At 34.7% G+C, this 15,790-nt stretch carries 14 protein-coding genes; 4 read left to right on the forward strand and 10 right to left on the reverse strand.

Going from position 1 to position 15,790, the window contains the following annotated elements; translation table 11 throughout:
* Positions 1-18 precede the first annotated feature (18 nt).
* Positions 19-978, forward strand: coding sequence for an aminoimidazole riboside kinase (locus tag ACYIAL_RS09550; protein WP_483751540.1), 960 nt, complete (start codon positions 19-21; stop codon positions 976-978).
* Between the two features lie 114 nt (positions 979-1,092).
* On the opposite strand, the gene ispC is transcribed toward ACYIAL_RS09550, so the two are convergent.
* The 3 genes from ispC to deoC are packed head-to-tail and all read right to left on the reverse strand — an operon-like array spanning position 1,093 to position 3,757.
* Complete coding sequence (gene ispC, locus ACYIAL_RS09555; RefSeq protein WP_174796423.1) at positions 1,093-2,271, reverse strand: 1-deoxy-D-xylulose-5-phosphate reductoisomerase; 1,179 nt, start codon at positions 2,269-2,271, stop codon at positions 1,093-1,095.
* A 1-nt stretch (position 2,272) separates the two neighbouring features.
* Complete coding sequence (gene deoR, locus ACYIAL_RS09560) at positions 2,273-3,034, reverse strand: DNA-binding transcriptional repressor DeoR (protein ID WP_174796422.1); 762 nt, start codon at positions 3,032-3,034, stop codon at positions 2,273-2,275.
* A gap of 57 nt (positions 3,035-3,091) precedes the next feature.
* Positions 3,092-3,757 carry a deoxyribose-phosphate aldolase gene (gene deoC, locus ACYIAL_RS09565; protein ID WP_483751541.1) on the reverse strand — a complete coding sequence of 222 codons (666 nt, stop codon included), beginning with the start codon at positions 3,755-3,757 and terminating at the stop codon, positions 3,092-3,094.
* A 374-nt stretch (positions 3,758-4,131) separates the two neighbouring features.
* Here deoC and ACYIAL_RS09570 point away from each other — a divergent pair, with 374 nt between their 5' ends.
* Positions 4,132-5,199 carry a hypothetical protein gene (locus tag ACYIAL_RS09570; protein WP_483751542.1) on the forward strand — a complete coding sequence of 356 codons (1,068 nt, stop codon included), beginning with the start codon at positions 4,132-4,134 and terminating at the stop codon, positions 5,197-5,199.
* A 115-nt stretch (positions 5,200-5,314) separates the two neighbouring features.
* Entirely contained in the window at positions 5,315-6,280 is a 966-nt protein-coding gene (locus tag ACYIAL_RS09575; protein WP_483751543.1) for a hypothetical protein, read from the forward strand.
* Positions 6,281-7,087: 807 nt separating this feature from the next.
* Here the strand turns inward: ACYIAL_RS09575 and ACYIAL_RS09580 are convergent.
* The gene (locus ACYIAL_RS09580) at positions 7,088-8,470 is read right to left on the reverse strand and encodes a hypothetical protein (protein ID WP_483748177.1); all 1,383 of its coding nucleotides are present in this window, start codon (positions 8,468-8,470) and stop codon (positions 7,088-7,090) included.
* Positions 8,471-9,202: 732 nt separating this feature from the next.
* Between ACYIAL_RS09580 and ACYIAL_RS09585 the strand changes: the two genes are divergently transcribed.
* Positions 9,203-10,078, forward strand: coding sequence for a LysR family transcriptional regulator (locus tag ACYIAL_RS09585; protein ID WP_174796581.1), 876 nt, complete (start codon positions 9,203-9,205; stop codon positions 10,076-10,078).
* A 98-nt stretch (positions 10,079-10,176) separates the two neighbouring features.
* Here the strand turns inward: ACYIAL_RS09585 and ACYIAL_RS09590 are convergent, their stop codons facing one another.
* The 6 genes from ACYIAL_RS09590 to pyrH all read right to left on the reverse strand — a co-directional run bounded on the left by ACYIAL_RS09590 (position 10,177) and on the right by pyrH (position 15,690).
* Complete coding sequence (locus ACYIAL_RS09590; RefSeq protein WP_483751544.1) at positions 10,177-11,247, reverse strand: alpha/beta hydrolase; 1,071 nt, start codon at positions 11,245-11,247, stop codon at positions 10,177-10,179.
* Positions 11,248-11,311: 64 nt separating this feature from the next.
* Entirely contained in the window at positions 11,312-12,517 is a 1,206-nt protein-coding gene (locus tag ACYIAL_RS09595; RefSeq protein WP_483751545.1) for an MFS transporter, read from the reverse strand.
* Between the two features lie 446 nt (positions 12,518-12,963).
* A complete protein-coding gene (locus tag ACYIAL_RS09600; protein ID WP_483751546.1) occupies positions 12,964-13,314 on the reverse strand; it encodes a HEPN domain-containing protein in 351 nt (116 codons plus the stop codon).
* A 13-nt stretch (positions 13,315-13,327) separates the two neighbouring features.
* On the reverse strand, positions 13,328-14,098 hold the full coding sequence (locus ACYIAL_RS09605) for a hypothetical protein (RefSeq protein WP_483751547.1): 771 nt from the start codon (positions 14,096-14,098) through the stop codon (positions 13,328-13,330).
* Positions 14,099-14,368: 270 nt separating this feature from the next.
* Positions 14,369-14,926, reverse strand: coding sequence for a ribosome recycling factor (gene frr / locus ACYIAL_RS09610; RefSeq protein WP_065636398.1), 558 nt, complete (start codon positions 14,924-14,926; stop codon positions 14,369-14,371).
* A gap of 29 nt (positions 14,927-14,955) precedes the next feature.
* On the reverse strand, positions 14,956-15,690 hold the full coding sequence (gene pyrH / locus ACYIAL_RS09615) for a UMP kinase (protein WP_483751548.1): 735 nt from the start codon (positions 15,688-15,690) through the stop codon (positions 14,956-14,958).
* Positions 15,691-15,790: the final 100 nt, after the last annotated feature.

Below are 15,790 nucleotides of genomic sequence, written 5' to 3' on the forward strand. Positions count from 1 at the left end.
ATTATGATCGAGTAAAAAATGAATAATACTAAAGTTTGGTCTCTTGGAGATGCTGTTATTGACTTGTTACCATTTGGCGATATGAATTATCAAGCCTGTGCGGGTGGCGCACCGGCTAATGTCGCAATTGGTATTGCAAAATTAGGGTTACCTTCCGCTTTTATTGGCCGAGTGGGAAATGATCCTTTTGGTCATTTTATGGAAAAAACGTTTCTTGAATATCATGTTGATTGCCAAAGCCTTGAAAAGGATGATCACCATAAAACAAGTACCGTTGTTGTTGATTTAGGTCAAAATGGGGAGCGAAGTTTTACTTTTTTGGTTTCACCTTCTGCTGATCAATTTTTGTCTCAGCAAGCGATACCTGATTTTAACCAAGATATTTTACATTTTTGCTCTTTGGCGCTAGTCGGCCACACTTGTCGGCAAACGCTTAAAACTGCCATTGAAAACCTTACCGCTAAAAATGGCTTAATTAGCTTCGATGTTAACTTGCGTGAACAGATGTGGGCAAATCAAGATGAAATGCGCACAACAATAACTCAATTTTGTCATGATGCTGATATCCTTAAGCTATCAGATGAAGAACTATTTTGGCTCACGCAATGCAATGACTGGCATGAAGCATTAAGTAAACTACAACAGCACTATAAAGCACCATTAAAGTTAATCACTAAAGGTAAAGATGGCAGTATTGCCTTATGGCAAGGCAAAACATTTTCGTTTGATTCGTACCATGTAAATAGTATTGATACTACTGGTGCGGGCGATGCCTTTGTGGCTGGACTACTTAGCAGTATTGCATCATCAGGAATGCCTGAAGATAAACTCATGTTAGAAAGCATGATGACAATAGCTAGTGCTTGTGGTGCCTTAGCGACCACCCAAAAAGGCGCGTTAACTGCGCTACCCGATAGCAGATTTTTACAATCCTTTATTAGCGATAATCCAACATTAACCGCTAAACAAATCGCTTAGTCAAGAAAAGCATGAATAGGGCAGCAACATTGAACATAATACTTTCAAAATGTCATTGCGATTGACTGCCCTTACGACCTATTTAACTCACTGTTTATAAAAATCAAATCGCGTTTAGTGCTGACCACATTGCGATCTTGCCCACTGATCAATCATAAAAACCTCATCAATTGTCCTTGGCTCAGGGAAAGCTAATTGATCTAATACTTTTGCTACATTTTTGGCAATATCCATAAAACCAATTTCATGTTGCAAAAATGCTTCTACCGCAATTTCATTGGCTGCGTTAAGTGCCGTTGTGGCAGCTTGCCCTTGATTGGACGCTTCTATTGCCAATTTTAAACAAGGATAACGATTAAAGTCAGGCTGTGTAAACGTTAAAGCCGAAATTTGACAAAAATCCAAAGGCGGTACACTTGAAGCAACCCGTTTGGGGTAAGACATAGCATAAGCAATCGGCGTACACATATCAGGCACACCTAGTTCTGCCACCACACTACCATCTTGATAACGTACCATGGAATGAATAATCGATTGCGGATGAATAATAATTTCCATTTCGTCGGCACTTGCATTAAATAACCAACGAGCTTCGATATACTCAAGTCCTTTATTCATCATGGTTGCCGAATCCACAGAAATCTTTTTACCCATCGACCAGTTAGGATGTGCAACTGCTTGCGCTGGCGTAACCGATGCAAGCTTATCGAATTCCCAATCACGAAACGGCCCACCAGAACCCGTTAAAACTATTTTAGTAATGCCCTGTTCAGCCAAATTAGCAAAACCTAAATTATGCTGTACCGCTATTGGCAAACTTTGAAAAATCGCGTTATGTTCACTATCCACAGGTAACAGTTCAGCGCCATACTCTTTAACCGCTTGCATAAACAGATGCCCACAGGTCACAAGAGATTCTTTATTGGCAAGCAAAATACGTTTACCTTTTTTAATTGCCGCAAGGGTTGGTTTTAGCCCAGCAGCACCAACGATAGCGGCCATCACTTGATCGACTTCGGGCAACTGCGCTAAATCACAAATGGCTTGTTCACCGCTTAACACTTCAATATCCAATTTTAGATTAGCAAGATTTGCTCTTAGCTCCTTAGCCGCTTGCGCTGTTGCCATAGCAACGTATTTAGGCTTAAATGCCAAACATTGCTCAGTCATTTTGGCAACATTATTGCCACCCACTAAGGCATACGCCTTAAACAAATGAGGATTTTGAGCAATAACCGCTAGCGTACTGCAACCAATTGAACCAGTCGACCCTAAAATTGTGATATTTTGCATATTAATACATTAGTTTTAAATTATGGTTATTGAAAAAAGAGATAAATTCTTTAGTCGGGGCTTTATCGGTAATAATTTGATTAAACAGCGTTAATTCACTAATAAAAGCCGGCTTGACTTGACTAAATTTAGTATGATCGGCAATCAAAATACGCTGATCAGATTGTTTCATAGCTTGCAACTTCATATCAAGTTCATCAAAATGGTAACAAGTGACTCCTCGTGATATATCAACCCCAGCAGCTGAAATAAACGCTTTATTTGGGCAAATCGAATTTAATTGGCAATGCTGTCCAATAGAGGTAAAAATAGCATTATTAACCTGATAATAACCACCACATAAAATTGTCTTACAATTAGGTTTTTTTTGTAATGCTAAAAATGCGTTTAATGAATAACAGATAGCGGTAAAGGTTATTTCATCATCAATAGCATCAATGATAAAAGGGATTGTGGTACCGCAATCAAAAAAAACGGTATCGTTTGCAAAAACAAGTTTGCTAGCTAGTTTAGCAATATGTAGCTTTTCGTTAACTTGTTTATCTTGCTGATCGGAAACAAAATATTGCGTTGCTTGATAACGAGCTTCACTAACAATATAACCACCTAAAACCGTTAATGATGTAGGGATGTTACTTAAATCACGTCGAATGGTCATTTCAGAAACCGCTAACAACTTAGCGGCCTCTTTTAAATGGATCTTATCTGTTTTTTTTAAAATTTGAATGAGGTCATTAATTCTTTTTTGCGATTGCGTTTCCATTCAGATTCCATCAATATCAATAAGCGACATAAAGTCGCTTATTGATAAGTTTATTGATTAATAACTGCTTGATGATGTGGTATCACCCGATACAATAGCAATGCCTGCGCTTGCACCTAAACGCGTTGCACCTGCTTGAATCATTTTTTCAGCAGTTGCACGATCGCGAATACCGCCCGATGCTTTAACGCCCATCTCTTTACCTACAGTATCACGCATTAATTTAACATCCTCAACAGTTGCACCCGACACGCTAAAGCCGGTTGAAGTTTTCACAAATGCAACGCCAATTTCTTTACAAATTGTACAAACTTTAACAATTTCTTCTTTGGTTAATAAACAGGTTTCTAAAATGACTTTTAATGGCACTATACCGCAAGCTTTAAATACCGCTTCAATATCCCGTTTAACGGCATCGAAATCATTGCTTTTTAACCAACCTACATTAATAACCATATCGATTTCTTGCGCGCCAGTTTTAACCGCCATTTCAGTTTCAAACGCTTTAGCGCTAGTGAGCATAGCACCAAGTGGAAAGCCAACCACCGCACACACTTTTACATCACTACCGTTAAGTAAACTTGCTGCTAAAGGCACATAGCCTGAATTTACACAAACCGAATAAAAATGATATTCCTTAGCTTCATCACAAAGCTTACGAATTTGATCTTCCGTCGCATTCATTGCGAGTAAAGTATGATCAATATACTTTGCATAACTCATAACGAGATCCTTAAAATGTCTTTGTAATAATGTTTAATTAAATATTGTTAGTATGTAAATAAATAGGGATGTTATAAAAATAACAAATATAGCCAAGTACTGTTATTTTTATAACATTATGGCGTAATTGATTGAAATAGTACAGATAAAAATTGAAAATCGTCTTTTATTTTTAGCATAAAAGTTACAAAATAAATACTTGAAATATAGCTTAACTAAGCTCATCTGCATTTTACCTTCAGCTGGATCAATTATATTACTAAAATAAATTATTTAGAGAGATAGTTTCTGTCTAATATTTTGGAGAAAATCAATAGATGTTTGTGTTTTTCAATAAATTAAAAAACCATTATTTGTTAAAACAAAAATTGGAAATGAAAAAAATAATATTAATATTATGTATGTCAATAAGTACTATTTGTAATGCTAAAGAGTATTGCTCAAACAAATCAGAAGTTAAAAACTATCCGTTCATGATTAATTCAAAATCGTATAACTTTACCACTTATCGTTGTGATGAAGAAAATAATCAATTTTTAAAATCCACTATATTAGAACTAAAAGCTGATAATATAGATTATCAATTTAAAAATTTGATTAGGCCTTATCATTCACTTGATATTAAATTTGCCAATTGGAATAATAAACCCGCATTTTTTTACACGTATATAACAACGAATAATACTGAGGGTTATATTCCCATAACGATTGAAAACAACAATCTAACTGTTGATTGCGCATTCGTTAAGAGACGATTAATCAACTTGATGGAAACCCGATATTCTTATTGCACAGAAAGAAAACAAGTTAACAATATTAAAGATTTAGATGATTCATTGGCTTTTTTTGAGCCTTACCTATTAAATTCTTATTCCTATTTTCCACATACTGATGAAAGTTTATCCCACAAAAATTTTGACGTCTTTGTTGGTAAAGTTGGTAATATTAGTTTTTATCAACACTATCAATCAATTGAGGATTATGACTTAGATAAATATACAGTAATAATAGCAAATGAAGATAAGCAATACCATTTCAAAAATATTGAAGTGTTTCAAAGAATGAAGGATTTAAATAACTTTGGATACCGATATATGATTGGTTTAGATATTCTAAATTCTAAAGGTGATTTTACTTTTTATGATATGGACAATCTTTCAGATTTGTTGGATAACTCAACCGAAAAAAGAGATATTCATTCTTATATTCAACTAACAAAAGTTCCACTTTATAAACAACCCAACTTTCAGCACCCAACTGATAACTATTTAAAACGAAATGATTTTGTCAAAATTATTGATGTAGAATGGGACGAAGAGAAAATCGATAAAACTAATATCGATGCAAGTAAAAAACTTTTATGGTTTAAAGTCAGCTATCAAAGTAAAAATCATGGCGAAATAATTCATTGGATACCATGGAATGCATTTAGTGGCGACTAGCAATTGCAAACCTAAATAGACATAGGTTATCAACTAAAATGCCAAAAAATTTTATAAAACAATTATAAATTGTTGTTAGCTGAATAAGCGGATAATATGATTAAGTGAAAAAGATATGAAAACAATAAAATACATTATAGCGTTTATCTTATATTTACCTAACCTTGTCTTTGCTGATCATTTTTATGGTATCGAAATCAGAACGAATGGCAAATATAAAGAAGAGTATTATTATGATTATGGTAGTGATTTTTCTGGTAATGCAACTGTATATATAAATAATATAACCAATCATCCTAAGCTTTTAACTGAAAATGAGGATGACGTTGAGTCCGATAATATTTCAGCTAATGAAAGCTCAGAATCTTTGCCTGAAACAAAATTAGAAAGTAAATTACAATTTGGATGTTTTTTAGATTCCGGCTCAGACTCATTTGAAAAAAAGTCTAAAAAAATAGAATTTTTACAACGTAGAACAACCAAAGATTACTTTTTTAAAATCGTTTTATCCATAAATGGTTGCTATTTTAAAATGATTGGTATTAATGTTTATCGTAAAAAAGATGGTAGTTTATTGCAAACTATTAACGATGTTGCCATTAGAGATTATGGATTTATGTCAGTTGATACAATAAAAAATGGTGATTGGATATTAGGCAGGACACCAGAAGGCTCGGATGATTACAACTTTGATGGCGTTGATAATGATTTTTATATTTCAAAAACAACTGATGATATAGTGGGTGTACCTATTTTTCATCGTTTTTACTCCTTTGATAAGAAAAAAGGAAAATTTATTTATCTGAATTTAGAAGGGCTCGATATTTCCTTTGATGAAAATAAAAAACAAGCAATTCAGCATAAATATTGTCCAATTAAAGAAAATAGCGAGATTGTAATAACTAAAACTTTTCAATTTAACACTAAAAAACATAACTATACCTTACTTAATTCGAAATGTAAGTATAAAAAACGTAGCAATGAGGATTCAGATAATGCATTTTCTCGTCAATGTACACAAAAAGAAGAGAATTATTGCAACAATCAAGATGAACTAAACGATGATTTTTTGCCTTATTAAGCATAAATTATATCAATATATACCCTGCTATTTATTTTATTTATAATTAAGATTAGGCATAAGAAGAAAATGATCTAAAAGAGGAATTTATTATATTGATAAATTTTAATTGTAGGAAAATACTTAGTTTTTTACACTTCATGATTAAAATAATCCTTTAAAAACTCATAAGGCGTTTTTCCAGAAATCGCTTTATGCGGTTTAACCATATAATAATAGTTAATAAAATAGCTTAAGTTTTTGTTGCCTATTTTTTGAATCACTAAATATTTGCTGATTATGCCACATCTCCATTAAAGCCCATATCACCTTTTCCGCTTTCCCATTCGTTTGCGGGCAGGCGGGTTTGGTAAATTTTTGATTGATATGATGGTTATGACACATTTTAACAAATTAGTATTCGCCGGTGCCTTGATATTCACTTCCATTATCGGGATAAATACATTCAATTATATAAGGACATTGGGCTAACACATCATTTTGTAAAAATAGTGCTAAGCTAAATCGGGATTTATCTGGGTAAATGCCTGCATAAAGCTCACTTAACCCGACCAGTGATTAAAAGATTTAATCATCTGTTTAATATCCCACTTGATAGCTTAATCCATTAATCGAAATCAATCCCTCGCTTGAGGGATTTTTAAAAGAGCCCTGTGCTTATTTTTGTGCACGTTTTTATTAATATAGGAAATTATATTTCTTTCAGTCGCAACAAGCGCAAGCCAATGGGAAGCCTAAACTGCGCGAAGGCTTGTTTCTTTGTTATATTACCCTCTATTTGCTCCATAAGCGCCCTCCACCCCCTAACTAAGGAGTAGTACAAACAGCAGGATGTTTGCCGCCGCGGTATCTGTAGACGTAACCATTACTCGAGTTGACATCAAAATTAGTGTCGTATATTGCATCACTCGTCCAGTAGCCAGTAAAAATGCGGAAGCCCGCATCGGCGTAATTGCCCATGCTGCCCCACTCCGTGAAAAACCCTGCACCTATATGACGCTGGTAATTCGTAGTACCTGACGACGGCGTGGCGCTATCTATCCCATCTACACATGGAAACCCATCATCCGCCCGTACACCACATTTTGCATTGGTTAAATCCCTTATCCTAGACAGACGATAGCCCAAACTACTACACCATGTAGTTTGACCTGAAGGAGTATCCTTATAATTCCCTCGATTGACAAACCACTTCTGCAATACAAAACCATACTTCACCACATTACCACTTTTATCCCTACCCTCTAATTCAATGAGCTGCGGTAAAATAGGTTTACGAAGTGGACTAGGACTATCTGACTGTATCTGAGCGCTATCCGCCCTAGGACCTCTTAACGTTACCCGTGTTACATATTGGGATCTATCAGAAATCCATGTATCATTATCGTTTGGTTTTACCCATGTGACAGTAGCAGTTATATCACCATGAGGAACCGAAGACCAAGTCAACTGACTTGCATCACCCCCAACTATATCTAAATCAAAAAACAATCCATCGGCACCCGTAGTAGGGAAATTAAGTCCATAAGATGACAAACGTGTTGACTGAACTAAAAAACCCTTAGAACCCTTCCACATGTTAGCTGTACCATTGCGTTCATCAAGATTCGGCCTTGCGTAACAAACTTTAGGCGGTGAATTTGGATTGATATAATACGTTACCCCACTACCTCTGAAAAGCCTACTATTCGGTATACCATACTGAGTAGTTAAATTACCATTTGTACTACGTAATATTACCTTATAAGGTGCACTACATATATCTAATGTATCGCTACGACTTACTGTACTGCCATTCTTATCAGTAAAACTCACCGATATACTCCCTGTTGCCGTAACACCATTAGTACCCTGACCATCACCATCATCATCCCCCCAATTGCCTTGAGTAATTAAGTCGCTTAAACTCACTGTGTTTGCCCCTAGCGGCAGCACCATGTGTATATCATCAAAAGTACTTCCATTCCTTATCAGTATCGGATTTGTTGCACTTGAAGTATTGGATGAAGGGGTGACCTTTGTACCATCCGGCAAAATAATATTCAATAAATCATCATTTGAAGTTACCTTAGTTCGACCTCCATCAAACGTTAAATAAGGCGCACTGCCCGCAATTGCCTTTGTGGTTTGCGCCGATAACGCTTGTGTATCAAACGAACACGGCAATAACAACAACGGTGCAAAGACCAATGAATACCTTGATAATAACGATAAAGGCTTAAACCTGGACCTCAACGACAGTCCTGCCGATAAACACAGCTTCGCTACGCAAAATGACTTAGGTGATAAAAATAAGAATTGTGTCTGTTTCTGACTATGATGAAATTGAAAAAATTTATATCGGATTTGGCAGGCAAGATGCCATACATGGTAACGCATTTCGATTATCCCGTCAAGTAATTACTTGTTTTTTGTTTCTTTATAATTAACCACTCAACTAATGAGCTTTCCCTTGCTTTGAAGGATTTTAGATTGTAACTGGATGATTAAGAATGCGCTAGTTTTTTTGTTAAAATTTTGTAAAGATTTGTTAAGTGAGTAAAGTTAAGCTTTTGGTGGCGTGTTTTGGAGAATGGTTTTGGCGGTGTTTTTTGAATAAAAAAAGCGCCAATAAAAACTTTAATAAAATCAGCACATTTTCTGACCGATTTTTAACAAAAAACCATCTAAAACACTCATCTGTGTAAGTCCAAAGCTTATTTGACTTTTTGCCAAATGCTCTATGCCAATTAACTCGCTTGGCAATACTGAGCGGTAACAAAGAGTAACCTATCCAACTTAAATCATTTGTGATAAAACATCTGATGATTTTTAAAAGATTATGTTAATAATGGAAGTAAATATTCGTCATTTTCTGACATAACATTTTTTAAACATAAAAATCAAATAATTGTTAAACAAGAATGATGGGAAAAGGAAATGATAGATATAAAAATTTTACGTTATTTTCTTGCTCTTGCTAAAGAAGAAAGTATTACCGCTGCCGCCAACCATTTGCATCTAACTCAACCTACCTTATCTCGTCAGTTGATGGAGCTTGAACAAACACTTGGCACCCCCCTATTTATTCGTGGCAGTAGGCGAATTACCTTGACCGATGAAGGAATACGATTACGTAAACGTGCCGAGGAAATACTGGAACTTGTGCATAAAACAGAAGAAGAGTTTCAAGCACCCACCGAAAGTATTAGTGGTGATATTTATATTGGTTGTGGTGAAACCGATGCAATGAAGTTGGTGGTGAATGTGATTAAATCAATGCAAGAGGTTTACCCACACATCCGCATCCATATTTATAGTGGTAATGCAAATGATGTCACCGAACGTATTGATAAGGGATTACTTGATTTTGGTGTGTTAATTGAACCGACTCATCTAACAAAATATGAATCATTGTGCCTTCCTCAACAAGATACATGGGGAGTATTAATGAGAAAAGATTGTGCGTTGGCAAACCTTGAAGTCATTTCTCCATCTGATTTATGGTCATTACCACTGATTGTTTCCCAACAAAAATATGTTAGTGATAGCATTGAACAATGGTTTAAACGAAACTATGAAAAATTAAATATTATTGCAACATATAACTTAATATTTAATGCTGCTTTAATGGTTGAACAACATATTGGGTATGCCTTGTGTTTAGATAAACTGATTAATACAACAGGCAATAACCCGCTTTGTTTTAGACCTTTATATCCAAAATTGAAAGTAGATGTGAATATTGTCTGGAAAAAATATCATGTATTTTCTAAAGCTGCTGAACTGTTTTTAAAACAGCTAAAAGAACATTTTTGATATTCATCTGCTATTTTATAATGATGAGCAAAAGCAAGGGAGCTTCGTAAATTCTTACTCCCTTTGCTATGGGACAACATTTCATTAAAAATTAATGGCTATTTTAAATGCGTTTTAAAAAAGGTTGTTAATTTATCAAAAGGGATTAAATCGATTCGCTCATAAAGATCAACATGCCCAGCTCCTTTTACATAATAGAGTTCTTTCGGCTCTATTGCGCGATTATAAGCATCTTCACTGAACTCTTTAGAATGAGCCTGATCACCTGTGATAAATAACATTGGTCGTGGTGAAATGGTTTCAATATCGTTAAATGGATAGAAGTTCATAAATTTTACATTACTGGTTAATGTTGGGTGAGTCGTTAGTTCTGGCGTTGAACTGGCTGGCGTATATTCACCACGAGGCGTACGATAAAAATCGTAAAATTCATGGGCAATTGGACCATCTTCTGGTTTGAGTTGCCCTTTATTGACCGTACCACTTGTATATAATGTCTGACCACCGGTAAATTCAACATAACGTTGTTCTGCCGCCTGTTTAGTGATCTGTTTTCGCTGTTCAAGTGTTAACGAATGGTGAAGAGCATGGCGATTGGCCGAACCCATATCGTACATACTTACCGTTGCAATAGCTTTCAAACGAGGATCAATTTTAGCGGCACTAATAACAAAACTACCACTACCACAAACACCAATTACGCCAATATTGTGACGATCCACAAAAGTTTGAGTACCTAAATAATCAACTGCAGCACTGAAATCTTCTGCATATATATCGGGCAATACAACATTACGCGGCTGCCCCTCACTCTCGCCCCAAAAAGATAAGTCAATGGCTAATGTAATAAAGCCTTGTTCAGCCATTTTAGTCGCATATAAATTGGCACTTTGTTCTTTAACCGCACCCATTGGATGTCCAACAATAATGGCTGGATATTTATTTTTTGGATCAAGCGTTTTAGGCATAAATAAATTTCCAACCACGCTCATTTTATATTGATTTAGAAAACTAACTTTTTGCATAGTGACATTATCGCTTTGATAAAAATTATTCGCATTGTTAGACATATCGGCTCCCATTACTGATGGTGATAAAAATAACCCAAAAAGACTTAAAAAGACGATTAAAGCAGTACTATCTTTGAAATAAAATAAAACCTTTTTCATTAATGTGATCCTTTTAATAAGTGAATTTTAATTTAATATTTTCAATCAATTGCAAAAAATATTACTATGCAATAGGATGTGCTGTTACACGAGTAAATAACCAAAAGCTGAGTTTAATTAATATCAAGGCACATAAAAAAATTAGCGCAGAACTAAAAAAGATACCTTGCATCCCCTTATGATCAAAGATGATGCCTCCCATTGCCGCTGCCAATCCGATAGAAAATTGAATCGCCGCAACAGATAATCCGCCCATCATTTCGGCTTTATCGGCAAGTGTACGTACAATCCAAGTAGACCAACCTACCGGAATAAAACCAAACATCAACCCCCAAACAATAACGATTAACATATTGAATGTTATATTTTTATTGATAAACATTAAAATAATAGCAAGCATCAATAAAATAAAATGAACAACTATCATCGTTATTTTAAATTGTTTACCCATCACAAAACCGGCAATAAGGGTGCCAATACAGTTAGCAATGCCAAATAGAAGTAAAAGCGTAGAGAGGGTATTTGTTTGCAAGGCAAGATTATGTTCTAAAAATGGTCTTAAATATGTAAAAAATATGTGATATCCCCCATAACTAAATATCGTAGCTACTATTCCTATCGTTATCCAGCGCTGTTTTAAGAGAAAAAACATATTTTTAAAACTATTACCTTGCTGTGCAGGTAAAGTAGGTAATGCAATAAATTGCCAAATAAAGGCGATAGCACCCAGTAATGCCGATAGCAAAAAGATATTTCGCCAACCAATCAGATTACCTAAATAGCTTGCTAATGGTAGTGAAATAATCGTTGCCACTGAAACACCAGCATAGATAATACTTAATGCACGAGATAGATCTTTTGTCGGTACAAGTTGTAGCGTCACCGCTGAGGCCATAGACCAAAAGCCACCAACACATATCCCCAATATGCTGCGCCCTATCAGTAGAATGATATAATTAGGTGTAAATGCGACTAATATATTAGCAATTATCAATAAAATAGAGAGCGTTAATAACACTAATCGTCTATTTATTTTTTTTGTTAGCGGCGCTAGTAGCAAACTTGCAATAACAGCAAAAATCCCCACAGCAGTGACCGTTTGACCTGCCATTCCTTCAGTAATTTTTAATGTTTGTGCAATAGGTGTTAACAAACTGATAGGAATAAACTCAGCCGCAATAAGGCTGGTTACCCCCATGAATAATGAAAAAATAGCAGACCAATGGGATGCTTTTTCTGGTTCTGTCTGACACGATAATAGTGTTTTCATTACATAAAGTACCTTTTATTCAACTAGCTCCATAGTGGAATTAACGTTGAAACCTTGGCCAGTAAAATGCCTCTAAACCAAAAACCAACTTATCTATATAGATAAGATCAGAGCGGATAACACAAGCAGAAATAGTTTAAATAACTAACTTCAAAAAAGTATAGGCACTTCATCAATCTATGTAAAATACTTATATTTTATAGTTATGTATGCCTTAAAGGCATGGGGTATAAGCCGGTTTTGTTGAGGATAATTAGGTTGTTTTTTTTGAATAATAGTTAAAAAAGTAAATATTACATCTGTCTATATTACATTTTTAAATGCTTTTTTACCGTTATCATTGAGGGGGGACTTTCTATATTTTTTAAATGGGCTATTTTTAAAGGTAGTAATAGTTAAGAGTTTGGCGCTGAGTCATTTGATAAAGGTATAAATTCTTCTATATCTTATATAAATTTTCTAGCTTTAGCTATACTAAGTTCGGCTTCTTTTTTGTCTAATGTTTCTTGTAAATGGTAATCACATTTAATTCTAAGTGCTTTTTGCTCTAACAATCTTGCCCTTAAAGAAATTAATTTCATTCTTGGAATGGCTTCATCTTTACCCGGAGCTGCTAAATAATCGGTCACACTTTTATGAGATGGTTCATCTTTAGGTAATCTAAAATTGATTGAAGATAAGATAGCATGGTAACAACTATAATATGCTCTAGCAATTGCATTACGATAACCGATTTCATCATTCCGTTTTAATGAATCTTCAGCAAAAGAGAGAAAGTCTTTGCAGTTTACTGACACTTACTTTCGCCTCCTAAGTAATAACTCGATATTCAGATTTTAGATAACGAATAGAGACTCCGAAAGCCTTATCATGAAGGTGTTCATTTTCAGCAATTTTATCAGCCAACTCACCATCTATTTTAGCCAAACGTACAAAATCAGAGTCGTTGGTTGTTAGTATCATAATATTAATATCGTCGTCTGGATAATACTCACAACAAATTTTAGAATGTGATAACCGATAGGTATCTGCTATATCAAGAAAAGTTTTAAGTAAAAATTGCATATTTTCATCACTCAATTTTAAATTAGTTTGAAATTGATGCAATGAATCAAGATGTTGAGATAACTCAGAAATAACATCTTTTTTATTTAATTTATCAAGTTCTTGATATACTTTATTAATTCCCTCAAAATTACCATTCCATAAATATGCATCAAACAAACTCTTTAACAAATTAAAGTTATTTGAAATTTGATTATTTGCTCTAATAATTTCTGCAATATGTTTTTTAATTAACCCTATATAAGACAAATAGGTTATATAATTCATCATAAAATAAGGCTCATTATAAGAAAAAGATCTTTCAAATAGCGATAATGCAGTTGAAACATCCCTCTTACAAGCATAAAAAAATGCCCACAATTGATCCCCAATTAAATCTCCTTGAGGAAAAGGCTTCAAATTTTTACGGAACTCAAATTCTTCACAACCTTCGAAAGTTCGTTCAGAAAAAAGAATCTGTATTAGCTTATCTAATATCATTGTGCTTTTTGTTGCAGGTACATTAGATTTTGCCATCGTTGATAATCCTTATACAGAATTGAATTGAATAATACATAAAATAACTAAGCGATAGTAATATCGGACGTCCAGTAATTAATCATTATAAATTATTGCTTATGATTAACAAGAAAAAGATTTTTCCTATCAACCAATAAAAATTTAGATTACTTATATTGGTATTTTCCATCCTAAAATAGGTTTCAGTATAAAAATTAGTTTTTCAAGGGAAAAACGCTCTACTTTATAAAACAGAGCGTTTGGAAGAAAAGGGAAAAAGTAGAAGAATTAGAATTCCATTAACTCTTTTTCTTTATCGGCAAGCACTGTATCTAATTTTTTAATTGCGGCATCTGTCGCTTTTTGGATTAAATCTTGTGCTTTACGTTCATCATCTTCTGAAATTTCTTTATCTTTTAGTAATGCTTTGATTTGATCGTTGGCATCTCGGCGGATATTACGAATAGATACACGACCTTGTTCCGCTTCGTTACGAACAATTTTAGTTAAATCACGACGGCGTTCTTCTGTTAGTGGTGGCAATGGTACGCGAATAACAGTACCTGCTGATGCTGGGTTTAACCCTAAATCAGACGTTAAAATTGCTTTTTCAATAGCAGGAGTTAATGATTTATCAAATACGGTGATAGCCAGCGTTCTTGCATCTTCAGCAACGATGTTAGCTAGTTGACGCAGTGGCGTTGGGCTGCCGTAATATTCAACCATAATGCCATCTAATAAACTTGGTGATGCACGACCGGTTCGAACTTTAGAAATATGATTTTGAAACGCATCAATGCTTTTTTCCATGCGCGTTTGCGCTTCTTTTTGAATCTCGTTTAACATAATAAAAGCCTTATTTAAAATAAAGATAATTAACTGGTTACTGTTGCTTTGTTATTAATTAATGTCCCTTCTTGTTCACCTAAAATAACGCGACGCAATGCACCAGGTTTATTCATATTAAAGACACAAATGGGTAGATTATGATCTCTTGCTAATGTGAATGCAGCTAAATCCATCACTTTAAGTTCATCATCAAGCACTTTGTCATAACTTAATGTTTTATAAAGTGTTGCTGTTGGATCTTTAATGGGATCGGCTGAATAAACACCATCAACTTTGGTGGCTTTTAAAACAACATCAGCTTCAATTTCAATACCACGTAAACATGCGGCTGAATCGGTGGTAAAAAATGGATTGCCTGTTCCAGCAGACAAAATAACCACTCTACCATGACGAAGCAAGCTAATTGCTTCGGTCCAGCGATAATCATCACATACACCGTTTAATGGAATGGCTGACATTAAACGGGCATTAACTTCAATTCGGTGTAACGCATCTCGCATCGCAAGACCATTCATTACAGTTGCTAGCATTCCCATATGATCGCCAACAACGCGGTTCATTCCCGCTTTAGCAAGCCCTGCACCCCGAAATAGATTACCGCCCCCAATAACAACAGCGACTTGAACATTCATTTCAATTAGCTCTTTGATTTCTTGCGCCATGCGATCTAGAACGGTGGCATCAATACCAAAACCTTCGTCGCCTTGTAGTGCTTCGCCACTGAGTTTAAGAAGAATACGTTTATAGAAAGGGGTCACCATACTGAAGTCTCACTATTTCGTTGTTTTATTACTCAATAAGCTAAAAAAATTAGCCTATAGTAATTTTAAAATATTTTGTAGATAAACAAAACCGCCTTAA

It is taken from the genome of Gilliamella sp. X-57 (assembly GCF_057063565.1).

What these genes read in the sequence shown, in the direction of transcription:
- ACYIAL_RS09595 (WP_483751545.1), bottom strand. Translation starts at nt 12,517, where the DNA reads ATGAAAACACTATTATCGTGTCAGACAGAACCAGAAAAAGCATCCCAT.
- ACYIAL_RS09575 (WP_483751543.1), top strand. Translation starts at nt 5,315, where the DNA reads ATGAAAACAATAAAATACATTATAGCGTTTATCTTATATTTACCTAAC.
- ispC (WP_174796423.1), bottom strand. Translation starts at nt 2,271, where the DNA reads ATGCAAAATATCACAATTTTAGGGTCGACTGGTTCAATTGGTTGCAGT.
- ACYIAL_RS09570 (WP_483751542.1), top strand. Translation starts at nt 4,132, where the DNA reads ATGAAAAAAATAATATTAATATTATGTATGTCAATAAGTACTATTTGT.
- ACYIAL_RS09590 (WP_483751544.1), bottom strand. Translation starts at nt 11,247, where the DNA reads ATGAAAAAGGTTTTATTTTATTTCAAAGATAGTACTGCTTTAATCGTC.
- frr (WP_065636398.1), bottom strand. Translation starts at nt 14,926, where the DNA reads ATGTTAAACGAGATTCAAAAAGAAGCGCAAACGCGCATGGAAAAAAGC.
- ACYIAL_RS09605 (WP_483751547.1), bottom strand. Translation starts at nt 14,098, where the DNA reads ATGGCAAAATCTAATGTACCTGCAACAAAAAGCACAATGATATTAGAT.
- deoR (WP_174796422.1), bottom strand. Translation starts at nt 3,034, where the DNA reads ATGGAAACGCAATCGCAAAAAAGAATTAATGACCTCATTCAAATTTTA.
- deoC (WP_483751541.1), bottom strand. Translation starts at nt 3,757, where the DNA reads ATGAGTTATGCAAAGTATATTGATCATACTTTACTCGCAATGAATGCG.
- pyrH (WP_483751548.1), bottom strand. Translation starts at nt 15,690, where the DNA reads ATGGTGACCCCTTTCTATAAACGTATTCTTCTTAAACTCAGTGGCGAA.
- ACYIAL_RS09550 (WP_483751540.1), top strand. Translation starts at nt 19, where the DNA reads ATGAATAATACTAAAGTTTGGTCTCTTGGAGATGCTGTTATTGACTTG.